The sequence below is a fragment of the Paenibacillus xylanexedens genome, from assembly GCF_007676705.1.
Lineage (GTDB): Bacteria > Bacillota > Bacilli > Paenibacillales > Paenibacillaceae > Paenibacillus > Paenibacillus xylanexedens_C.
The window spans coordinates 1,252,296-1,276,122 of the sequence record NZ_VEBF01000001.1; the positions used below are offsets into that span (position 1 = coordinate 1,252,296).

A 23,827-nucleotide genomic window follows, 5' to 3' on the forward strand; every position below is an offset into this window, starting at 1 on the left:
GCGACGGGAGCTCCTTCTTTAGTATAACAAATTGTACCAGAGTGCGTTGCACACGAGCCAGTTCTGCTACAATCAATCCGCTAGGTCTGGTCCTGTTCAATCAATTCAATCCATTCGTTATATTCCGTCTGCAATTTCGTATATTCATCATGCAACTGACGATATTCCGTATTCAGCTGCTCTGCCTTTTCCTGCTCCATTTCGCGTTCAACCTGTAACAAACGTAATTGATTGGCCGCTAGTTCGTAACGCTCCCCCATCTCAAGCAGTTCATTTTCCATGATCTGTTTCTCCTGGGTCGCTTCTGCCCGTAACTGGTCCAGCTGCTGTCGTTCTTGCTCCAGTCCCTCCAGCAACTCGCTACTTGCCGCACTTTCTCTCTTCCATACCGTCAGTTCATTCTCAAGCGCAGCCCAGCGTTCCTGCCAGGATTGTTCCTGAGCCGCCCATTCTTCTGCACGGCGTTGCCACACCTGGTCGTTCTGCTCTGCTTGTTCAACGCTTGAGCGGAGTTCTTCTTCACGTCTCGTCAACTGCTCTAGGCGGGATGACAACTCGGCCTGTTTGACTGACAACTCTTCGTGTTTGATCTGCCACTCCAACGCTTCTTCTTCGGTCTGGGCTAACCGGCTCTCTTGCTCCGAGTAGCGCTCGGACAGTTTCGCTGAAGACTGTCTTGCTTCTTCAAGCGCACTTACAATTTCTTGTTTCTCCTTACTCAATTCATCAAGCTTGGAACTGTAATTCTCTTCTCGTTGTAATGCATCACTGTAATCATTACGGATTTGTTTATAACTATCCTGAAGTCGGTTCAACTCTTCCCGGACCCCATTTAGCTCAACTTCAAGCTGTTTGCACTTCTCTTCCAAAAGCTCTGCATTCTTCTGATAATGCACAGCCTCCTCATGATTGAAACGAGATTCTTCCTTCACCACGGACAATTCATCATGAAGAGATTGCACACCAGACTCCAGCGTTTCATTTTGTTCAGCAACTTCGAGAATCTGATTCTCCAGGTCACCGATCTCAGCCAATCGCTGCTCAGCAAGGTCTTTCCAGGACTGCTCACGTTCCGTGAGTGTGCTGATCTCATGCTGCAATGTACGCACCGCAGCATGAGCCTGTTCAAGCACCTTATGCAGCCTACGCTGTTCCTCTTCCGACTTCACTTCAGCCTCACGAAGCTTTTGGGCTTCCTGTTCAAGCTGTGCGTGTTGCTCCTGAAGTTTGCGTAGCTGGGCTGTGAGAGAGGCTTCTCTATCAACAGTTTCATTATACTTCTGCTTCCATTGCTGCTGTGCATCACGAGATTGCTGAGCAGCCTGCTCCGTTTCACGGAGAAGCTCCTGTAACTGGGAACGATCCTCTTTCAACTGTTCCAGTTGCTGCTCCAGTTCCGTGATTCGGCGAGCCTGAACTTCCTGCTCCTGTTTACGACCCTCATACTCATGACGCAACGTTTCCAATTGATCACGCTCGTGCTGAAGCTGCTGTTCTTGCTCCGCAACCACATCCTGTGCACTGATGAGCTGGGTCATCACTTCTTCCAATTGCTCTTCGACATCTAATAGTCGAGTCTCCGCCTGTTTACGTTGTTCCTCAAGTTGCTGCTTAAGCTTGCCCCGTTCTTCTTGCAGTATGGACTCTGCAGCCGATGCCGCTTCTGTTGCCTGGGATGCTGCTGCTTCCTTGGCTTGCTGCAATTGTTCCTCGAGGGCTGCTTCTTTCTCCATCCATTCGAGTTCCAACTGCTCGGATAACGCCTTGAACTCCGCATTCAACTGATTTATCTCAGTCAGGCGCTTCTGCTCCGCTTGTTCCTGCAAGTCAGCCCGTTCCTGATTCGCCTGATCCGTGAGCTCTTGTGTCTGTTGCAGCGCTTTTTCTTCAGCCTGTTGAAGACGAAGTTCCATCTGTTGCTGAAGTTCATGATATCGCAGTGCCGCTTCTTCCTCAGCTTTCTTCAGATTGCTCTCTGCCTGCTCCAACTCGGACAAAATGGCCGACTCGGCTTCTTCCTTGGCTGTCTGAACCTGTTGCGCAGCCTTGGCTTCAATCTGTTGACGTTCTGCAACGGCACGGCTTTCGGCTTCTTTCAATTGAGCTGCAGTCTTGTCCTGCAACTCTTTATATTGCGCCGCAGCTTTTGCCTGCGCCTGCTGCAATTCAGCTGCAGAACGGTTCTGAGCTTCTTTGAGCTGGGAAGCAGCCTGTGCCTGTGCATTTTTAAGCTGGTTAGCCGCTTTCTCTTCCATTTCCTTCAGCTGTTTCGTTCCCTTGGCTTCTGCTTCCTTCAGTTGTGCCGTCGCTTGGGCCTGCAATTTCTGCACTCGCTCCGTTGCTTGAGCGCGTTCTTGCTCCAGCAGCTTATTCAACTTGGCTATCTCTGAATTTTTGTCCGTTTCGGACTTTTGCAACGCCTGCTCTGCTTCGAGCTTTAGCTTCTGCAATTCAGCAAGAGACTGATCACGACGTTCCAATTCTTGTTGATGTTCATTTTGTATGGCGTTTAACCGATTCAATTCGTTTCTCAGTTCTGTACGTTCTCCAGTAAGCATCTTCAGTTCATTCCGGATTTCATGAGTCTGAAGAGACTGTTCAGCCATATGTACAGCCGCCAGTACCGCAATACGCGGAGTATCCAGACGGGAATTTTGCTTGGAGATCGCGCTCATACGCTCATCTACCAGGTTAGCTACTTGTTTCATATAGTCGGCACTGCTGCCAACCAGTTTATAGGAAGTCCCGTAGATCTCTACGGTGACGCGTGTACGGTCAGGTGTAGTCACAGTTGTGCCCTCCTTCAAGTCTGTATGTTGATTCTAAGCTGTAATCACAAAAAAGTCACATCGATCCTCTAATGCTAAGGATTCGATGTGACTTCAAACAATTCCTGCTAATCTTTGTTCAAAAAATCTTCTTCTGTCCTATTTACGCAATTCCGCTCCAAATTGCTCTTCCAGACGAGCCACTACACGGGCGTGAACTTCAGTAACTTCCTCATCAGTCAGTGTACGTTCACGATTCCGGTACACCAGTGCCATCGCCACGCTCTTCTTGTTTTCACCCAGTTTGCTGCCAGTAAACACATCGAATACCTGTACGGTTTGTAACAATTCACCTGCAGATTCACGAATGGCGCGCAGCATATCCCCTGCTTCGATATCCTCATTCACAACAACCGCGATATCACGTTCCATGGCCGGGAAACGCGGAAGTTCACGATAACGAATATCAGCGTCCGCTTCACTGTAGATTGATTCAAGCGCAATCTCTGCGATGTATACATCATTCAGATCATACTGTTGTTGCAGTTCCGGATGCAATTGACCCAGCGTACCAATCAATTTACCTTCCCCGCCATCCTTTCCTTCCAGATAAACCGATGCGGAACGTCCCGGATGGAATCCTTCAGGGCTGTTCGCTACCAAGCGAATGCGTTGTTCCAGACCCACATAGGCGAACAGATGCTCAAGCGCACCTTTCAGATCGAAGAAGTCCACTTTCTCCGCTCCAACATTCCACTGCTGAGTTGCACGATTCCCAGTGAGCAACAAGCCCAGTACCGGAATCTCATGTGGTTGCTTGGTCAACTGGTCTTCTTCAGTGAAGAACACATTGCCCACTTCAAATACAGCCAGTGAGTCCTGTTTGCGGTTCATGTTGTACACCGCTGCATCCAGCATTTGCGGCAAAATACTCGTACGAAGCACACTGCGGTCCTCACTCATAGGCATCGCGAGCTTCACGGCTTTACTGCCTTGTGTCAACGCTGGGAACAGTGTTGCTTTATCCGGGTGTACAAAGGAGTAGCTGATCATCTCCTGCCAGCCACTACCTGAGAGTAATCCACGAATGGTGCGACGCATCGCTTGAGAGCGTGTATAAGCACCCGGAGTCGTCGGTCCTTCAATCCATGTGGTTGGAATGTTGTCATATCCGTACAGACGCGCGATCTCTTCAAACAAGTCTACATCGAGCGTAATATCCCCTCTGCGTGTTGGTACTTCCACATCCAGCAATCCTTGATCAGCATCACCACATGCAAAGTGCAAGCGAGCGAAGATGGTTTTCACCTCGAGCAATGAAAGATCTGTTCCCAGATAACGATTCAGTCTGTCCAGCGACAATTGAATTACACGTTTCTCTGCAGCTTCTGCTCCAGCTTCCACGATTCCCTGGTGCACTTCACCTTCAGCATAACGCTGAATCAGTTCAGCCGCACGATCCAGAGCTGTAATGACTGCACCCGGATCCACTTCCTTCTCAAAACGCATGCTTGCTTCGGAACGCAGCCCCAGTTGGCGCGACGTTTTCCGAACGGTTCCGCCGTCGAACTTGGCGGACTCCAGCAACAGATTCACTGTGCCTTCTGATACCTCGGAATTCTCTCCACCCATAACCCCAGCGATGGCTACTGGCTTCACGCCATCCGTAATAAGCAACATGTGCGGCTCCAGCTTGCGCTCCTGTCCATCCAGCGTAACAATCGTTTCGCCTTCGTTAGCCATCCGCACTTCAATATGGCCTTTATCCAGCTTATCCGCATCAAATGCATGTAGCGGTTGACCGTATTCCAGCATGACATAATTCGTGATATCAACGATATTGTTGATTGGACGAACACCTGCAGCCATCAAACGGTTTTGCATCCAGAGCGGGGAAGCCCCCAGCTTAATGCCGGTTACATAACGAGCTGCGTAGTGACTGCATTGCTCCTGCGCCTTAATCTCTACCGAGATATGATTCGCAGCCGCATCACCAACCTCAACCAGTTGGTCTTTGGGACTCGGCAGCTTCACTTCACGTCCCAGGATGGCACCCACTTCATAAGCTGCACCACGCATGCTGAGACAGTCGGAACGGTTCGGGGTAAGGTCCAGTTCAAGCACATGGTCGTCGAGACCAAGAACCTGGCTGATTGGCGTGCCAATCTCCGTTTGTTCTGGCAGTACAAGAATACCTTCCTGCTGATCTTTTGGCAGCAATTTATCGTTCATGCCCAGCTCTTTAGCGGAACAGATCATGCCAAGGGATACAACACCGCGAAGTTTAGCTTTTTTGATATCCAATCCACCAGGGAGCTTCGCTCCAACCAGAGCTACAACTACTTTTTGACCAGCATCCACATTTTTCGCACCACACACGATCTGCAGATCTTCTTCCTGGCCGGCATCAATGACACATACATTAAGTTTGTCTGCATCCGGGTGCTTTTCCTTACTCTTCACATAACCCACAACAACTTTATTCACGCCCTTGTTGCGGTTCTCCACTACATCAATCTCGACTCCCGCACGGGTGATTTTCTCCGCCAATTCCTGTGGCGTCACACCTTCAAGGGAAATATAATCAGACAGCCAATCTGTCGATACTCTCATGGACGTTCACTTCCTTCATCTATAAATTGGTGTTGCCGTTCCTAACGCTTGCTCTATGAATGCAGATCTATTTATTGTAAAGTTACAGCCGTCCGAATTGCTTCAGGAAGGTCAGATCACTGTTGTAGAAGTGACGGATATCATCAACACCATACTTCAGCATCGCGATACGTTCTACGCCCATTCCGAATGCGAAACCACTGTATTTCTCCGGATCATAACCGCCCATCTCAAGCACTTTCGGGTGAACCATACCGCCGCCCAGAATTTCGAGCCAGCCTGTTTGTTTACATACCCGACAGCCGCTGCCGCCGCATTGTACACAAGTTACATCCACTTCCGCACTTGGCTCCGTGAACGGGAAGAAGCTTGGACGCAGACGAATTTCCGTGTGGGAACCGAACATTTCGCGCACGAATTGCAGCAGGGTTCCTTTCAGATCGCTCATACGAATGTTTTCGCTGATAACCAATCCTTCGACCTGGTTGAATTGGAAAGAGTGCGTCGCATCGTCGTCATCACGGCGGTATACTTTACCTGGGCAGATGACTTTGACAGGCACTTCGCCCTTCATGCTCTGCATGGTACGTACTTGAACCGGAGATGTATGGGTACGCATCAACAAGTCTTCTGTAACATAGAAGGAATCCTGCATATCGCGCGCCGGGTGATTCTTCGGCAGATTCAACGCTTCAAAGTTGTAATAATCCATTTCGACTTCAGGACCTTCCGCAACGCGGTATCCCATACCGATGAAAATATCTTCGATCTCCTGTACCACTTTGGTCAGTGGGTGCAGTCCGCCTTGACGTCCACGACGTCCTGGCAGGGTCACATCAATTTTCTCGGATTGCAGACGCTTCGCTGTCTCTTCCTTCTGGAACTGATCCTGCTTGCTGTCGATGACTTCCTCAATGGCAGCTCGAACATCATTGGCTACTTGACCAATAACTGGACGTTCCTCCGCACTAAGCGCACCCATACCGCGCAAAATTTCAGTCAATGCACCCTTTTTCCCTAAATACTTCACACGCAGATCACTGAGCGTCTGCGGATCACTGACACCAGACAACTGCTCCAGCGCTTCGATCTTCAATGCCTCTAAACGTTCTTTCATGTGTAATTGCCCCCTTTTTGTGGTGTTTTTGCAACAAAAAAAGGCCTTCTCTCCCCTGAAGGGACGAAAAGACCGTGGTACCACCCTTGTTAGACATCCATTGCTGCACAACCCTTTCGGTCTGCAACTTGTTCTGTCTCACTTTGTACGGAATAACGACCGTTAACCGTTTGCCCCTACTGTTGTCTCTGTGTTTACACACAAACAGGTTCAGGGAACCGCTTCGGAGTGAATTTCGGCAGCCTTGTTCTACAGAAACGCTCTCAATCTACGGCGCTTCCTCCCTGTCCAGAGGCACTGCTTACTTATCTCCATCATCACGTTTACTTAGTTTACCTATATCGATGCAATGATCGATGATCGTTCATAATTATATGCAAAATAGATCGAAATAGCAAGTCGTCCATATTCTAATTTATGCTTGCACCCTTATCTTTCAATTGTCTCAAGCGCTGCTGGATTTCTCGAATCTCCGCTGCCTCGGCTGCTCGTTCATTCGTATGTTCGGGCAGTGTCAGACTGTCTTTCCCAGCAGTACTCACAGGAGAAAGTAATTCGGATAATCGCATTTCAAGTCGCAATCGCTCATCATCGGATTCCCGGGTCTCCAACGCCATTTCCCGAAGTTTGCTGGACTGCTCCCAATCGGATACACCTCCTTCAAACAGGGTTGCTGTGCCTCCAGCCTCCAGATCGCACAACCGATTCGCGAGTGTCTTCGTTAGCATCCGGTCATGGGATACAAGCACCAAAGCACCTGACGCCTGTTTCAATACATTCTCCATGACTTCCTGGGTATCGATGTCCAGATAGTTCGTCGGCTCGTCCAGCACCAGCAGATTCGCTCCGCCAAAGTATAGCCTTAGAAAGGCTACTCTGCACTTTTCCCCCATGCTCAAATTTCCGATCCGCTTGAATACATCATCTCTGGAAAACAGAAAACATCCAAGAATGGTCCGTGCCGCACTTTGTGTCATGGATGGAAGGGTAAGCAAGCTATCCAGAAGCGTCTGATTCTCGGGAAGTCCTTCCAGTTCCTGTGAAAAGTAACCGATTTTCAGCTGTGGATGCCGTGTTACCTTGCCTTGCGAAGGTTCCAGTTCACCAATCATCAACTTCAGCAGTGTCGTCTTGCCCGTTCCATTAGGGCCTCGTACAGCAAGCCGATCTCCGCGTTCCACAGTAATTCGAAGATCGCGCAGCAGTGGCTGGTTACGTGTATACGAAAAACTCACCTCTTCCAGCGCAAGCAGCTGACGTGCAGCCAGTGTGCTCATCTGTAGTTCCATGTTCAACTTGGCAGCTTCACGAGGTTTATCCACCCGTTCCTTTTCCAACCGCTCCAACTGTTTTTGTTTCGCATGGTAACGAGAAATATTTTTGTTGGCTTTGGCTTTGTAAAAGCTCTGGGTGATCTTTACCTCCACATCGGTCGCTGAGTTATGCGCTTTATGGAACCATTCCTGATAATTTCGAATCGTCTCTTCCAGCGCCTTACGTTCCAACTCCTGCCTGCGGTAGATCGTTTCCTGTTCCCTTAATTCACGCTCTTTGTGGATCTTGTAGTCGGAGTATCCGCCCTTGTATTTGGTCAGAGCCTCTGCACTAAACTCAATGACCCCTGTGGCTACCTGATCAATAAACGTACGATCGTGAGATACAAATAACAGCGTTCCTTCATATGAAGACAACCACTCTTCAAGCCAGCGCATGCTTCCCTCATCCAGATGATTCGTCGGTTCATCCAGAATCAGGAATTTGGGCTTGCTGACAAGCAGACCCGCCAAACGGGCCTTTGTTTTTTGCCCACCGCTTAAGGAATGATAGGGTCTGTTCCAATGTTCTCCGGACAATCCAAGGCGTGTCAGCACCTTCTCTACTTCGGTCTCCCACATATAACCGTTCAACTGTTCATACTGCTCTGTCACTTGCGTATAGGCTGCAAGCAGCTCATCATCAGCCTCACTGCTGATGCTCAAGCGTTGTTCCAGTTCTTCCAGTTCCCGTTTCACTTCATAGATCTGACCGCTCTCACGTCGGACCGCATCCAGAACATTCATCCCCGTCTCAATCTCTGAGCGCTGACGCATGAACCCCCATTCCTGCTGCGGGATATGACGTTCAATCCGTCCACCACCATGCTCTTCACCCAAAATGATGCTTAACAACGTTGTCTTGCCGCATCCGTTGCGACCCAGAATGGCGAGCCGCTCGCCCTCATTAATCTCCAGATTCAATCCTGTAAACAATTCTTTGCCGTTCCACTCTTTTGATACTTCATGTAAGCGTACCAATGTCATCATGAGGCCTCATCCTTCCTGCATCCTTTTTGCTGAACAAAAAAACCGCTGGCATCAGCCGGCGGTTTGGCAATTCAGGGTTGGATCAAGCATTCAAAGACAGAACTAAGGTAAGCTACGGCATGAACAAAGAAACCCCAAATACAGGGTACACGTAAACCTCAAAGGCTTACTGGTTCCACACCTGATCCCATAGCTGAATTTGGACACACGAATCCCCTCATTGCTCAGCCGCTCTGGCTGACTGCGTTATACAACCGTCTGCAGTTAACTGGGGTTCAATTCATGTGTTTTACTTCATGGGACGTATGGTTACCTCTCATTCATGTGTAGTATCAATTTCTCCGTTATTGTACCAGATCATTGTAAAAAAGCAAAGGTTATATAAATTAAACTAAAGAATACTTACTTACTCACCACTCCAATAACAGAACAATCATCCTGATCGCTATTACACCCAGATTCTTTTAGGGCAAAAGAAAAAGCCCCTGCATCGCAAGGGCTTTGGTACTGCTTAATGAAGCGGGTGATGGGAATCGAACCCACGCTATTAGCTTGGAAGGCTAAAGTTCTACCATTGAACTACACCCGCATGAATGACGATTCGTAGTTAAGCTCCATTAGGAAGTTAACATTGATTTTACAAATAATAATATACCATGAACCTCCATAGCATGCAAGTCATATTTACCATTTTTTTCATTATACATCCACACAAAAAAGCAGGAGTACTCACGCGCCCCTGCTGTTCGCTATCCTGTGGGTTTATCCACATCTCTTAAGAACTGCCTTTCAAAATCTGCGGCCTCAATCGGTTTGCTGAAAAAATACCCCTGAGCCTCATGACAATGTTGATTGCGAAGAAAGACCATCTGATCTTCGTTCTCCACACCCTCCGCTGTCACTTTCAGATGTAAATGATGCGCCATTGAAGTAATGGTGGATACAATCGCAGCGTTATTGCTGTCCTCCATGACTTCATTTACGAATGAACGGTCAATCTTGAGCCGATCAATCGGCAGGTCCTTCAGATAATGCAACGAGCTGTATCCCGTTCCAAAATCATCAATACTGATATGCACACCAATTTCTTTAATTTTACGCAACTGCTCGAATGCCCGATCTTTATCAAATGTCATACTCTCCGTGATCTCCAGTTCTAGCCATACAGGCTCAAGCCCTGTCTCCTTGAGAATACCATTGATATTGTCCAATAGATGAGAATGTCTGAACTGTCTCATGGACAGATTCACCGATACACACAGTTTACGATAACCGGCTTCCTGCCATAGTTTGTTCTGGGCACAAGCTTCACGAAGCACCCATTCACCAAGCGGCACAATCAGCCCACTCTCTTCTGCCAAGGGAATGAATTCCGCTGGAGACACCGAGCCCCGTTGCGGGTGCTGCCAGCGTACCAGTGCTTCCATGCCGACAATCAGCCCACTTTGCAGATTTACCTGCGGCTGATAGACCAGGTAGAACTGACCTCGATCCAACGCCTTGCGCAGATCGTTCTCAAGCTGCAAACGCTCCTGAGCTTTCATCTGCATCGCATGGGCATAACGATTTAATTCCATGCCCTGTTCTTTGGCATTATGTAGCGCTGTATCGGCATTCTGAATAATCTCCTGTGGTGACTCACCATCGTGTGGGAAAATCGCCATACCGATTCCAAGTGTAAGATGATACTCATTACCGTCAACCAGGACCGGTTTCTCAAAAAGTTGCAGTATGGATCTTGTGCGCCGTAACGCTGTATCCGTTGTACTGAAATCTGTCATCGTTAATGCAAATTCATCTCTTCCCAAGCCGAATACTTCTTCCCCTGGAAGTGACGAATGTTTCAGACGTTGACCTACCTGACGCAGAACCCTGTTGGCCGCTTGCTGTCCGAGCGAATCATTGATCGTCTTGAACCGATTAATATTCAGGACCAGCACACCAACAAGCTGTTCCTGCACCACGGCATCATCCATCATCATTTTTAACCGCTGTGAAAGGCGACGACGGTTTGGAAGCCCCGTCACATCATCATGATGAGCAATATAGTTCATCTTGGCTTCGGCAACCTGCTGTTGCAGGAACGGCGTATCCACTACGGACGTATACAGCCCTTTTTGGATGAAGAAATAGGCCATACAGTTACTGAGCAATCCTAATAGTAGATTGAGATCGTTCACCCCTGTTGCGAAAACAAAATAACATTGCCCAAAGAAGAAACACAGGATGCCGCATAGAATGGATGGCAAGTCACCATCTTTGGTTTTTTTCCACTGGACAAACAAAATAACGGCAATAAGGCCATACAGTAATCCGACCATAAAATGAACCCGGGTGAAAATTCCACCGAGAACTTCACCCTCAAGCATGTTCGGCAACATGCTCCATTCCTGAATAGCCAGTATGTATAAAATAACAAAGGTACCCAATGTACCACTGAACAGTAAAAATTTGCGTGGTAATGCAATTTCCTTCTCATTTAAGGTATACACGAGCAGCAAACCTATTGAACAAACCAAAGATCCCATCGTTGACATCATCAAGGAGAATTCTGATTCCATCATTGCCCCGTTTGGAATCTCTTCTGCAAATGACACGATATGAACCAGCTCAAATAGACCAATCAATAAAAAGAGTGTTGTTAATAACACTCTTCGAAGAGTCAGCTTCTGTGTCCGAAACAACCAGCTTTGATTATAAATGCCGATACAAGCCGCCGCCGCAGCGAATCCACCCAAGAGTGTCAAAACAGGGTAACCCGATATGATCAGATCAGAGCTTGAAGAAGAACGAAACCATTGACTTGCGAGGAAACACAATATGCCGCATACAGCGACCCAACCAATTTTTCTCTGATCTTGCAGATTAACCTTCATGCCGTGTTTTCCTTCCCGGGATCACCTATCCTGAATTACATTAACGAAACTTGCCAAGCCTGCTACACAATTCGACAAAAACATATTTACCAACGTTCAATTCACATGCATACACATGCTATCTGGTACATAATAACATTTAATTCTGTATACGTGAACTAAAAAATAGTTACTCCTAGGAATATTTATTCATAAAAATGGAGAAAAACAAGGCATTAAGAACTAAAAAAACATGGACCTCCAGGTGGAGTCCATGTTTCCCTAGTTTGCAACTGTATTTAAGACTATATTACTTATCAAAATTCACTTCAGGTGTTGTTAATTTATCATAGAAATCAACAACCTTGTCCTTGTCTTCCGATGAACGAAGCGCCATGGCCGAACGTGGATGCTCGTCCAATGTACCTGTAATCATGTATGGAAGAATGTAGCCCCATTCTTCTTTTTCTCTGAGGGGTACCATTAACTGTTCCAATACACCGAGTACTGGGCGCAGATTGTATTTCGTACCTTTCAGATGAGCTACGAGCAATTCCGTTGGGCAGTTACCTGCCGCACGTCCCATACCATATACAGAAGCATCAAGCAGTTCGACTCCGAGTTCTGCCGCAACCAATGTGTTGGAGAACGCGAGCTGCATGTTGTTATGTGTGTGAACGCCAAGACGCTTGTTAGGCAAGTGGGTCTTGAACTTCTCTACTAGGTATTTCACATCATTATGGTCCAGGCTACCGTAGGAATCTACAATGTAGACAACATCCACAGCGCTTTCTTTGATCAATTCAAATGCTTCCAGCAACTCATTCTCCATAACATTGGAGAGGGCCATAATATTCAGTGTTGTTTCATATCCACGATCATGGAATGTTTGAACCAGTGCAAGTGCCTTGTCTACATCTTTGCTGTAGCAAGCAACCCGGATCAGATCCAGCATACTTTCACTGCGAGGCAAGATATCATTCTCGTCCACCCGTCCTACGTCAACCAGTGCAGACAGTTTGGTATTGCCCTTTTGAGGAATAACTTTACGCAGGAAATCATCGTTCAGGAAACGCCATGGTCCTGCTTCCTCGGCACCTTTAAGCAACTTCGGAGAGTTTTTATATCCAATTTCCATATAATCAACGCCAGCTTCATTCAATCCAGCATACAGCTGTTGAACAAAGTCCACGCTAAAGTCCCAATTATTCACTAATCCGCCATCACGGATCGTACAATCTACTATTTTGCAATGATTTGTCTTCATTAATGTCTGCTCCTTTTCTGACCAACTTGTGTATTCCTCTCATGATACTTGAACGTGACAAGAAAAGTAAAGGGATTCCGGGCTTATTTACTTCGATAAGATTTCCAGATTCGATCAATCTCAACCATATCGTCGCCATCAGGAGCTTTCTCTCCGTAACGAATGGCATTATACGTATCTGGCAGTCTCTTGGACAGCTCATCTTCTTCCGGCTTCACACCATTCTGAATAATGGTTTGTGCAGCCTCCAGCGGAGTCTGCGTCGCCTGTATTCCCACGCCTCGGTGAGTGGCCCTGTCCATCCATGTCCGATAGTAATATCGGATACGTTCTGCATCCTGTACTGGTGGCGCTTCTTTCTTCCGAAACCAAGGTTTTCGGATTTTTGCCGGCGCCTCAAGTGTCTCACTGAAATCCATATATTCCGTCCGTGGTTCTACCTTCTTTTCACCGGGTTGCAATATTCCCTTGAATCGATCCATAAGTCTGTTTATCGCCTTTTTCCCCAACCTGAGAAGCAGCCACAGGATTGCTCCTGCTACAGCACACATCACTACCCATCCGAGAATGTTCCAGAAGACCGAGGGCTCGGAAGGTGGCTCTCTCCATTCCTGCGGTATATTTAACGGCTGATTGGGGTCGTCCATGGGTAGTCGTGGCTCCTCGCTGGAAATCGGGCCAAACCATCCCCTGATCCATGCGAGCAAACGGTCGCGTAGCGGTCTCAACCACGCAGCCAAACTTGGGAAAGCACCGATGGCGACGATGACAATAAACATCCACATGAACCGCTGATGATTCGCACGCGCAAAATCGCGCAGTACTAATTTTCGCTTGCCGTCATTGAGTATTGCCCGGTCCAGTTGTAGCATATATCGTCCAAGCAGCCAGAAGGCAAAGCTGATCACTCCAGCAATATAGATCCATATCGTGTAGTCTTGCAATGGCTGCATGAATGCAAATTGGCTCGAAGCAACCGTAAGCACGATCGCACTGATTATCCCCATAATCTGCAAACGCCATAACAAAACAGAATGAAAGGCTGGCTCAAAGGTCAGGCCTGCATAAGCTGAGATGACTCCGCACAGTGCCAGTGTGATGATATCCGGCAACGGGAGAATGAGAATCATCCCGATAAAGAGTGCGAAGAGAAGGCCTATGACAAGTGCTGTTACTCCACGAATGAATGTGCTTTTCTCGCGATAACCCGGAATTTTATACTGAATGAATTGCCCCAACCAACCCGTGAGAACAACCAGGATGAATAATGTGTACGGCAAATGTTTCATTGCGTAAAATGAAGCGAGCGTAAATATCGGAAAAAGGTATATGCCCGCCATCATGACAGCCAACATCGCTATGAGCGCCTTGATCGTTACTATATGTCTGTCCCTCATGCACTCACCGCCTTCGTATCGCCCTTCATGTCCTGTACGGGCAGAATCGTCACGCGATGTCCTTGTTCGTGCAGACGTGCAATCTCGTGCTCCATAGTGGCAGATACATAGGATGTAATCAACAGATAGCTGCGGATTTGCTGCGCTTCTTCATTCAGACGTACTTCATCATTCAAGAATTGCTCCATCGGCACCATACATTTTAACTCTGTCTCTGCCATAGCTTCCAGCAGCCTCTCCAGATGAGGTGTACCATAATCCGGCTCAATTCGAAGTGCATCCCGACCTCCACCCACATGATAACCATTATGGGCGAAGCCTGCAGGTAGCCCTCTTCCGATGGCATCCACTGCAGCCGTGGCGGCGTAACGAAGTGCCCGTTCAATCTTTTCCGGACGAGTAACCACACTCCACATATCTGCTGACTCCTGAATGTTGACTACAATCCAGGATTGCGGATCTGCTGTCCATCCTTGCTTGTAGACTTGTAATTCACCCGTACGTGCGCTCGCCTTCCAGTGAATGCGATTCATGGGGTCGCCTGCACCATAGGGACGAACTCCCAGAATCAGGAACGGATCTTCGACGATCCATCGCGATACTTCCACTTCCCCCTGCCACACTTGATAGATCGCCGGAAGATCCTCTGTATTCATTAATGAAGGATACACGACCATGGACATGTGTAAAGGAATTGGTTTGGTGGAGCGCCATATGCCAAAGAGATCTCCACCTGTCATACTTGCTGTATTGAGTGGATAGATCCCACGCTGAGTACATACGAACGGATGCTTGCGTGTAATACGAGTAAAAGGTTTCAGTGTGAAAATGCTCTTATGATTCTGATAAATCTCGCCTTGGCTAATATCCATACCCGAGCCGGAACGAAATACAAACGACACAGGCATCATCGATTCAAGTCTGAGCCACGGAACGGAGACTCGTTTTTCATTCGATATCGTCTCCACCATCTCAAGTTCATCTCCAGCGTAACAACGCAGCTTGCTGAATTGTCTGCTGTACTTGAGCTTTCGTAGTGCAGGTCGTCCGAACCATACACCGTGTATGCCAACGACAATGCCTCCAACAAGGACAAGCCATAATAATGCCATAAGACTAGCGCCCGCTTGTAGCGAGGTTCTCTGTGGGTACTTCTATCTGATTCAGAAGCTCCTGGATGATACGCTCCGCCAAGCCTTCTTGTTGTCTGACCCGGTTACGGAATACAAGTCGGTGGGCCAGCACAGGTTCCGCCAGAACTTTAATATCATCCGGCAAAACAAAGTCTCTGCCATGCAGTGCGGCCCAAGCCTGACTTGCCTTGAGTAATGCCTGAGCCCCTCGTGGACTTACGCCAAGCGAGAGCTCCGGATGTTGCCTTGTCGCTTCGGTTAACTGAATGATATATCGTAGCAAATCTTCATTGATTTGCACTGTTTTATACGTATCCTGTGCCTTCAAAAGTTCTTCACGGCTGATCACCGCCGACAAATCGTCAACAGAGCGACTTGCCACCGTGCGTCTCAGAATTTCTACACTCTCTTCGCTGCTTGGATAGCCCATACGAATCTTCATCATAAAGCGATCCATCTGTGCCTCAGGAAGCGGAAAAGTTCCCTGGTTATCTATGGGATTCTGAGTGGCTATGACGATAAATGGCCGTTCCAGCTGTCGCGTTGAACCATCGATACTGATCTGACGCTCTTCCATGCACTCCAGCAAGCTTGATTGAGTACGCGGCGTAGCCCGGTTAATCTCATCGGCCAGTACAAGATTGGCGAACAATGGGCCCGGTCGGAATTCAAAATCTCCATCTTTTTGATTAAAGAAATGAATACCTGTCAAATCAGATGGAAGCAAGTCCGGTGTAAACTGTATACGCTGGAATGTACAGTCCAATGAAGAGGCTACCGATTTGGCAAGCATCGTTTTTCCGGTACCTGGCACATCCTCCAACAGGACATGTCCTGACGCTATGATCGCTGTCATGACCAACTCTATGGTATGCTCTTTCCCCACAATGACTTTTCCCACATGATTCATCAATTGTTGATTCATTTGTTCCATTCCTTGGATATCCATCGCATTCCCATCCTTCCGTTAATGGAGCTTATGTATTCGCATTCATTACTAACTATAACCCTAATTGCCAACAAAAAACAAAGGAGTCGGCCATTTGCCGACTCCTTTAGTCATCATAATTCTCAAAATACCAAGGGTAACATAATCTTAAATCGCGTACCTTCGCTTTTTTTGCTATCTACCGAGATGGTACCACCGTGGTTCTTGATAATGCGATAACTCACCGAGAGTCCGAGCCCCGTTCCGCTCTCCTTGGTCGTAAAGAATGGATCAAACAGACGCACAAGCGTGTTATGGTCCATCCCATGACCATTATCGGCGATGGAGATCTCCACGAACTTGTTTTCCGTGGAAGTTGATATTCGAATCAGACCGGTATGCTCTTCGCCAACTTCTTCAATAGCATCCATTGCATTTTTCACCATATTCAAAATAACCTGCTTAATCTGTTTGACATCAATGGACACATTCAGTGGGGCATCCCCTTCATCCAGCGTGATCTCGCATCCCTTCATCAAACCCTCGCTCTCTGTCAGCAAGACCACTTCTTTGAGCAAAGAGTCAACGGACATGACCGTCTTCTGTGGTGCTGATGGTTTGGAAGAATTCAAAAATTCGTAGATGATGTCATTCGCTCGATCAATCTCCGTCAGTATGATGCGGGCGTACTCATCTTTGCCAAGTTGCAGCAGATGAGGCCGCAGCAATTGAATGAACCCGCGGATTGCTGTCAACGGATTACGAATTTCATGAGCAATAGACGCTGAAATGCGCCCCAGCATCGCAAGTTTGTCATTTTGATAAGCGGTCTGCTCAATCTGTTTATAATCAGATACATCCTTGACACTAAACAAGAAGTCCCCGTCCATCTGATCGCCGTACGTCACCGTAACCAGCCAATGCCTCCCATATTCATCAATCAACTCATGATAGCGCTTACGGTGGAAGATGGTTTCCCGATAGATACGTAAAATTTTCTTTTTCTTGAATCGGCTCATCTGTGGATGATGCAGCATTTGCATCAGGGTGCAGCCGCTGAGCAAACTTCTGGGAAGCTCCAACAACTTTGCCATCTGAACGTTAATAAACGTCAATACACCGTGACTGTCAAACAACATAATACCGCTATCTAGATGCTCCAGTACATTCTCATACTTGTTGTTATCCAGATGCACAGGCGGGAATCCATCCGTTGGTTGAGGCACTGTATCCTGAAATTCACTAATCATGTCAGGTTCCTCCTTTTCACGTAAATGATAAACTTGCCATTCGGACATCATATCATCACAGAAACAGGAAGGGCCGATTTTATTGTTCATTACCGGTGCCCTTTCGTTGGGGGGCTGAGCCGAAAATATGGATGGCATGTCCGGAACTCAAGCTGGTCTATTCCCGGTAACCAACAGTTGATCCGGAAAATCATATACGCTTGTTCCATTGTGACCTTCTCCTATTCCCAAACACGAACTTTTTTTGCTCCGCCTCTTTTGCAAGTCTGTTTTTATCATAGACAAGTTTATAGAAGGGAGTCAATCGGAGAAAGTGTCGAATGGAAATTATTTTAAAAAAAACCTCGAATTAGTTTCGAAAGAAAGCACAAAAACGAAGCCGATTCACCCAACAGGCAATTCAGCTTCGTTTTTATTATCTTTACTTTATGATATATCCGAGGTCATCTATAGTCCGGTCTTATTATGCTGAATTTTCAGTCTGCGCTGACTCATCACAGCTAATCGACGTTTAAGTTCACTTTCCCACTTCTCGTCTTTTGTTTCTTTTGCGAGCCTGAGCAAATCCAGAGCCATATCAATCTGGCGCTGCACAATGACCATGGCATCCTCACTCTCACGGTTTACACAGTTTTCGAAGATAGCATCCTCGTCTTCTGTTACATAATCCTGAAAATCGATCTCGGATGCACCGTCTCCATGTGCATATTCAGCGAGAATTTCATATTCATTTTCCACTTTATAATGCACCTCAACCCGGTGACATACCGGGCAAAACAGCAGGGGAACATTATGAACCTGGGTGCGGTAATGCTTCAGCGTGCCCTTCGTTCCAACCATACTTGCCCCACAACAGTAACTCATTTTTGTTCACCCTCCTTATTCGTGCCGGGACTTTTTTGTTAAACATTCAATCCCGTACACTTCCAGCACTTCCGAAAAGGAATAGTTCCATCAGTGTATCACATTCATGTACAAATTATAAATGCAGAGCACCGGAATATTTACCGGGTTTCCATACCCTATTCGCCTTGAAGGCCATCAATTCCTCTTTCAACAGATAAAAAGAAGACTTTCTTCTATTACATCATTAACACGTTTAGCTGCTTGTTCAAACACTTTTGATTTACTTCGTGATAACTTCCGGCAAAAGGGTGCAAAAAGCCCTCAATCCCTAACGGGATGAGGGCTTGAACAATAACCGTTCAAGTTGACTTGGCTTACAGGTTAGTGTCGCCTGGTTTCCAGTTCATTGCACACAATCCGCCGGATTGCAGTGCTTGCAGTACACGAAGTGTTTCTTCAACACTACGGCCTACATCGTTGTGGTTAACCACTTGATATTTCAGTTCGCCTTCTGGATCGATGATGAACAGACCGCGCAATGCTACGCCTTCTTCTTCGATCAGAACGCCGTAATCTTTAGCCACTTGCTTCGTGATATCGGAAGCCAGTGGGAAGTTCAATTGACCCAGACCATTGCTGTCTACAGGTGTATTGATCCATGCTTTGTGGCTGTGTACGGAGTCTACACTCACGCCAAGGATTTCAGTATCCAAAGCTTTGAATTGCTCAGAAGCAACGCTCAAAGCTGTAATTTCAGTTGGGCACACAAATGTGAAGTCCAAAGGATAAAAGAAGAATACGAGCCATTTGCCACGATAATCGGACAGTTTAACGGAACCAAAATCTTGTCCGTCTCCCGATACTGTTTCCATTGCGAAATCCGGTGCTGGTCTACCTACCAAACGTTCTGCCATAACTAAAAATTCCTCCTTTGGGATTATGTAAGCATCCATACGGATTGCTCATCATCAAGAAAAACGCGAACGCTTTTCCTGTAATTAAAATGATTTGATACTTGATAACAAGTACAAGTAAAATGTTATCATCCGGACTTCCCAAAGTCAAGATTATAAACATTATTTTTTTATAATCATTATAAATAAGGATTTTTCGTGCCAAATTTACAAAGGAACAGCCCTCTGTACATTCCATAATTGGAAACAAAGGGCTGCCATGTTGTTGGTAATATAATTACGCCTGTTTTTGAATAGCAGCGACGATCAAATCGCCCATTTCAGTTGTGCTGATCGCTGTGCTCTTGTCTACAGCAATATCACTCGTGCGGTGTCCTGCGTTCAACACATCAGACACAGCTGCTTCAATGGCATCTGCACCTTCTGTATAACCAAAGGTTGTGCGGAACATCAGCGCCAGCGAGAGAATCGTTGCAATTGGATTGGCCAAGCCTTGACCTGCGATATCCGGTGCAGAACCGTGTACCGGCTCATAGAGTCCGAAGCTGCCCTCTCCCAGTGATGCAGATGCGAGCATACCGATGGAACCCGTCAGCATTGCTGCTTCATCACTCAAGATATCCCCAAACATGTTTTCTGTTACGATGACATCGAAGCTGGATGGACGACGCAACAATTGCATCGCGCAGTTGTCCACAAGCACATGCTCCAGTACAACATCCGGATAATCCGGTGCTACCCGGTTTACAACTTCGCGCCAGAGACGGGACGTTTCCAATACGTTGGCTTTGTCTACAGAAGCCAGCTTTTTGCGACGTCCTTGCGCAATTTCGAACGCCTGACGAACGATCCGCTCCACTTCTGTAACATTATATGCGCATGTATCTACTGCCTCTTCGCCCTGTGCACTTTCACGTCTGAACTTCTCTCCGAAGTAGATACCACCTGTCAACTCACGTACCACCATCAGATCTGTACCTTCAAGGACTTCAGGCTTCAGAGTTGAAGCATCCTTCAAGCAATCAAATACGACAGCTGGACGAAGGTTGGAGAACAATCCGAGTGCTTTACGAATACCCAGCAGGCCCGTTTCCGGACGAAGCTCCTTGCTGTTGTTATCCCATTTTGGACCGCCAACCGCTCCAAGCAGGACTGCATCTGCACTTTTACATACCGTCAGCGTTTCTTCAGGAAGAGGTGTACCCTTCTCATCGATCGCAATTCCGCCGAACAGCGCATGCTCTGTCTCAAAACGATAACCGAATACTTCCTCCGTACGTTTAAGAACTTTCTCAGCCTCAGCTACGACTTCAGGACCGATTCCGTCACCTGCAATAACTGCAATTTTTTTCACGTCTGCCATGGGTTGTCCACTCCTTATATTTCATTCATTAATTATTCATAAAGTAACGTCTCATATTAACTCTCTCTTTTGTATCATATTCCAAGGTCATTTGACCAAGATATACAATCTATGACTTTAATAGATTTTACCTATAAGCTAATAGAGATTAGCCTGCACAAGTTGTTCCTGACCCTCCCGGTGGGGTAAAATATAACTGAATTCAAATCAGTACGCAGGAGGGGTAGTTAACATGCAATATTCGTATTTGGGTAAATCAGGCCTTAAGGTCAGCCGAATCTGTCTTGGTACCATGAATTTCGGGCCTGCTACAGATGAGAAAGAGGCTTTCCGCATTATGGACGCAGCACTCGATGCAGGCGTGAACTTTTTTGATACCGCTAACATCTACGGCTGGGGTGAGAATTCCGGTCTTACCGAAGAAATTATCGGACGCTGGTTCAATCAGGGCGGTGGCAGACGTGAAAAAGTAGTTCTGGCCACCAAAGTCTATGGCTCCATGCATGATGATACAGACGGCCCCAACAACGAAGCCGGCCTCTCTGCATACAAAATCAGACGTCATCTGGAAGGTTCCCTCCGCCGCTTGCAGACGGATCATATCGAGCTGTACCAGATGCACCATGTGGACCCTGCCATATCGTGGAACGAGCTGTGGGGCGCATTTGAGAATGCCGTTCACCAGGGTAAAATCGGTTATGTAGGGTCAAGCAACTTTGCTGCATGGCAGATTGCAATTGCACAAAGCGAAGCCAAGAATCGCCATTTCCTCGGCCTAGTTTCCGAACAACATAAATATAGTCTCAACTGTCGTTTACCTGAACTGGAAGTGCTGCCTGCCGCCAAAGAACTGGGCCTCGGTGTCATTCCATGGAGTCCACTGGATGGTGGGTTACTGGGACGTAATGCGCTTCAGAAGCTGGAAGGAACACGCAGCGGAGGCATCGCTGGGCGGATCGAGCAACAGCAGACTCAACTCGAAGACTTTGCAGCACTCTGTCGTGATCTCGGTGAACCACAGGATACGGTGGCTTTGGCCTGGGTTGCTGCCAACCCGGCAGTAACTGCCCCGATTATCGGACCGCGTACATTGGAGCAGTTTGAAACCGCACTCAAATGTCTGGATGTGACTCTGGATGAAGCCGTGCTCAAACGTCTGGATGAGATTTTCCCGGGTCCAGGTGGACATGCACCTAATGCTTATGCGTGGTAAAAGCTTGATAGCATAAGCCAATTCGAGAGTTAAGCGTGCAACTTGCACTGTGTTTTACTGTCATAATCATATAAATAAAAGGCAAAAGAGTCTGACCCTCACAAGAGAGTCAGACTCTTTACGTACCTCACTGAACGGAGCAAAGAAAGCCACACGAACTTCTATATCCATTCAGATTAAGACGATCATTCTAACGACTTAAATGAGTTCCAACTCCTAGTTTAATTAAGAGTTCGTGCTTGCTGCACCGAGACCTACAGGTTCACATTTACACGATTCGTGTATGTTTTGCGTTTCTCAATCAATTGGTTCAGACCGTCCACATAGGCACGTGCACTTGCACCCAGTATATCCGTGCTCACACCACGCCCTTGTACCGAGACCTGATTTTGAGTCAGCACAACATGTACTTCACCCAATGCATCCTTACCATGCGTTACCGATTTGATGGAATAGTCAGACAACGTTACCTCTTCCCCGCTCACCTGGTCAATCGCGTTGTAGATTGCATCTACTGATCCATTACCCTCTGCTTGCTTCTCAACCGTATCCCCGTCAAGCGTCGCAATGCGGACTTTGGCTGTTGGTACCGATTCATCACCGTACGTAACAAAGATCGATTCCAGTTTATACACCTCAGGTGCATCCTGCAATTTCTCTTCAATTACCGCGAGCAGATCTTCGTCAGTCACTTCTTTCTTCTTATCAGCCAGATCTTTGAACTGGGCAAAAGCACGATTCAACGCTTCTTCTTCCAGCTCATATCCCAGATCAATCAAACGCTCACGGAAGGCATGACGACCGGAATGTTTACCCAGTACAAGTTTGCTTTCCTTCAAACCGATGGACTCTGGAGTCATGATCTCGTACGTTGTTTTTTCCTTCAACATGCCGTCCTGGTGAATTCCGGATTCATGTGCAAATGCGTTCGCTCCAACAATGGCTTTGTTGCCGGGCACAACCATACCTGTCAAACGGCTAACCAAACGACTGGTCCGTGCAATCTCAGACAACTGCAGCGATGTTTTCGCCTGGAAAAATTCCTGACGTGTCTCCAGTGCCATAGCAATCTCCTCGATCGCCGTGTTGCCTGCACGTTCACCGATGCCATTGATCGTCCCTTCGATCTGATCGGCTCCATTCAGAATGGCTGCAAGTGTATTGGCTGTCGCCATACCCAGATCATTATGACAGTGGGCACTTAGCTGTACCTTTTCAATACCGTGCACATTCTCCTTGAGATGTTTGAAAATGTTTCCGTATTCATATGGGCTCAGGTAGCCGACTGTATCCGGTATATTCACGACGGAAGCACCCTCTTCGACAGCCATATTCACCATTTCCACAAGGAAATCATACTCCGTACGACCTGCATCCTCCAGCGAGAATTCAATCTTTGAAAATGTTTTCTTCGCATAACGAATCGCGGAACGAGCCGTATCCAGGACTTGCCCTTTATCCATACGCAATTTATGTTGGCGGTGAATAGGCGAAGTTGCCAGGAAAACGTGAATGCATGGGTCCTGTGCACCTTTAAGCGCTTCCTTAACCGCATCAATGTCTTGCTCTCTGGAACGGGACAAGCCAATTACGGTCACATTTTTGACCGCTTTTGCTACTGCATTGACAGCGGCCAGGTCACCTGGAGATGCCGCCGGGAAACCAGCTTCCATCCGGTCAATGCCAAGCCGCTCGAGCTGATGGGCAATTTCCACCTTTTCACGAGTGTTCAGATTGACTCCCGGGGATTGCTCTCCATCACGCAGCGTTGTGTCAAATACATAGATTTTACGCACGCTTCGCACCTCCTGTACTTGTAATATTATGTTTCTCTGAACCAGCAATAGCGGCTCACGCATA

The 23,827-nt window shown here is 47.3% G+C and carries 15 protein-coding genes and 1 tRNA gene; 1 reads left to right on the top strand and 15 read right to left on the bottom strand.

The features are described 5' to 3' along the window. Positions 1-80: 80 nt before the first annotated feature. From FS628_RS05510 to leuB, 14 genes are all read right to left on the bottom strand, one after another. Positions 81-2,789: a hypothetical protein gene (locus FS628_RS05510; protein ID WP_145319836.1), complete on the bottom strand. Its 2,709-nt coding sequence runs from the start codon at positions 2,787-2,789 to the stop codon at positions 81-83. Between the two features lie 138 nt (positions 2,790-2,927). Beyond that, entirely contained in the window at positions 2,928-5,381 is a 2,454-nt protein-coding gene (gene pheT, locus FS628_RS05515; protein ID WP_145319838.1) for a phenylalanine--tRNA ligase subunit beta, read from the bottom strand. An 82-nt stretch (positions 5,382-5,463) separates the two neighbouring features. Next, complete coding sequence (gene pheS, locus FS628_RS05520) at positions 5,464-6,498, bottom strand: phenylalanine--tRNA ligase subunit alpha (protein ID WP_145319840.1); 1,035 nt, start codon at positions 6,496-6,498, stop codon at positions 5,464-5,466. A 410-nt stretch (positions 6,499-6,908) separates the two neighbouring features. Next, entirely contained in the window at positions 6,909-8,801 is a 1,893-nt protein-coding gene (gene abc-f, locus FS628_RS05525; RefSeq protein WP_145319842.1) for a ribosomal protection-like ABC-F family protein, read from the bottom strand. A 518-nt stretch (positions 8,802-9,319) separates the two neighbouring features. Beyond that, a tRNA-Gly gene (locus tag FS628_RS05530) sits at positions 9,320-9,390 on the bottom strand. A 160-nt stretch (positions 9,391-9,550) separates the two neighbouring features. Further along, entirely contained in the window at positions 9,551-11,677 is a 2,127-nt protein-coding gene (locus tag FS628_RS05535; RefSeq protein WP_145319844.1) for a bifunctional diguanylate cyclase/phosphodiesterase, read from the bottom strand. Positions 11,678-11,966: 289 nt separating this feature from the next. After that, entirely contained in the window at positions 11,967-12,923 is a 957-nt protein-coding gene (locus FS628_RS05540; RefSeq protein ID WP_053780435.1) for an aldolase catalytic domain-containing protein, read from the bottom strand. Between the two features lie 83 nt (positions 12,924-13,006). Continuing rightward, the gene (locus FS628_RS05545; protein ID WP_145319846.1) at positions 13,007-14,320 is read right to left on the bottom strand and encodes a DUF4129 domain-containing protein; all 1,314 of its coding nucleotides are present in this window, start codon (positions 14,318-14,320) and stop codon (positions 13,007-13,009) included. Continuing rightward, positions 14,317-15,432 carry a DUF58 domain-containing protein gene (locus FS628_RS05550; protein ID WP_145319848.1) on the bottom strand — a complete coding sequence of 372 codons (1,116 nt, stop codon included), beginning with the start codon at positions 15,430-15,432 and terminating at the stop codon, positions 14,317-14,319. Before FS628_RS05550 ends, FS628_RS05545 begins: the two co-directional genes overlap by 4 nt. A gap of 4 nt (positions 15,433-15,436) precedes the next feature. After that, positions 15,437-16,402 carry an AAA family ATPase gene (locus FS628_RS05555; RefSeq protein WP_145319850.1) on the bottom strand — a complete coding sequence of 322 codons (966 nt, stop codon included), beginning with the start codon at positions 16,400-16,402 and terminating at the stop codon, positions 15,437-15,439. A gap of 122 nt (positions 16,403-16,524) precedes the next feature. Continuing rightward, on the bottom strand, positions 16,525-17,631 hold the full coding sequence (locus tag FS628_RS05560) for a PAS domain-containing sensor histidine kinase (RefSeq protein ID WP_145319852.1): 1,107 nt from the start codon (positions 17,629-17,631) through the stop codon (positions 16,525-16,527). Positions 17,632-18,078: 447 nt separating this feature from the next. Next, positions 18,079-18,495, bottom strand: coding sequence for a hypothetical protein (locus tag FS628_RS05565; protein ID WP_017689649.1), 417 nt, complete (start codon positions 18,493-18,495; stop codon positions 18,079-18,081). A 356-nt stretch (positions 18,496-18,851) separates the two neighbouring features. Further along, positions 18,852-19,391 (bottom strand): peroxiredoxin, encoded by a 540-nt coding sequence (locus FS628_RS05570; protein ID WP_036610146.1) that lies wholly within the window; start codon positions 19,389-19,391, stop codon positions 18,852-18,854. 277 nt (positions 19,392-19,668) lie between these two features. After that, entirely contained in the window at positions 19,669-20,754 is a 1,086-nt protein-coding gene (gene leuB, locus FS628_RS05575) for a 3-isopropylmalate dehydrogenase (protein WP_145319854.1), read from the bottom strand. Between the two features lie 232 nt (positions 20,755-20,986). Here leuB and FS628_RS05580 point away from each other — a divergent pair, with 232 nt between their 5' ends. Beyond that, on the top strand, positions 20,987-21,967 hold the full coding sequence (locus FS628_RS05580; RefSeq protein WP_133384119.1) for an aldo/keto reductase: 981 nt from the start codon (positions 20,987-20,989) through the stop codon (positions 21,965-21,967). 254 nt (positions 21,968-22,221) lie between these two features. On the opposite strand, the gene FS628_RS05585 is transcribed toward FS628_RS05580, so the two are convergent. Then, complete coding sequence (locus FS628_RS05585) at positions 22,222-23,763, bottom strand: 2-isopropylmalate synthase (protein ID WP_145319856.1); 1,542 nt, start codon at positions 23,761-23,763, stop codon at positions 22,222-22,224. Positions 23,764-23,827: the final 64 nt, after the last annotated feature.

Coding starts and splice junctions, on each gene's coding strand:
- FS628_RS05550 (WP_145319848.1), bottom strand. CDS start 15,432: ATGGCATTATTATGGCTTGTCCTTGTTGGAGGCATTGTCGTTGGCATA.
- FS628_RS05560 (WP_145319852.1), bottom strand. CDS start 17,631: ATGATTAGTGAATTTCAGGATACAGTGCCTCAACCAACGGATGGATTC.
- FS628_RS05535 (WP_145319844.1), bottom strand. CDS start 11,677: ATGAAGGTTAATCTGCAAGATCAGAGAAAAATTGGTTGGGTCGCTGTA.
- FS628_RS05570 (WP_036610146.1), bottom strand. CDS start 19,391: ATGGCAGAACGTTTGGTAGGTAGACCAGCACCGGATTTCGCAATGGAA.
- pheT (WP_145319838.1), bottom strand. CDS start 5,381: ATGAGAGTATCGACAGATTGGCTGTCTGATTATATTTCCCTTGAAGGT.
- FS628_RS05545 (WP_145319846.1), bottom strand. CDS start 14,320: ATGAGGGACAGACATATAGTAACGATCAAGGCGCTCATAGCGATGTTG.
- leuB (WP_145319854.1), bottom strand. CDS start 20,754: ATGGCAGACGTGAAAAAAATTGCAGTTATTGCAGGTGACGGAATCGGT.
- FS628_RS05580 (WP_133384119.1), top strand. CDS start 20,987: ATGCAATATTCGTATTTGGGTAAATCAGGCCTTAAGGTCAGCCGAATC.
- FS628_RS05565 (WP_017689649.1), bottom strand. CDS start 18,495: ATGAGTTACTGTTGTGGGGCAAGTATGGTTGGAACGAAGGGCACGCTG.
- FS628_RS05555 (WP_145319850.1), bottom strand. CDS start 16,402: ATGGATATCCAAGGAATGGAACAAATGAATCAACAATTGATGAATCAT.
- FS628_RS05540 (WP_053780435.1), bottom strand. CDS start 12,923: ATGAAGACAAATCATTGCAAAATAGTAGATTGTACGATCCGTGATGGC.
- abc-f (WP_145319842.1), bottom strand. CDS start 8,801: ATGATGACATTGGTACGCTTACATGAAGTATCAAAAGAGTGGAACGGC.
- pheS (WP_145319840.1), bottom strand. CDS start 6,498: ATGAAAGAACGTTTAGAGGCATTGAAGATCGAAGCGCTGGAGCAGTTG.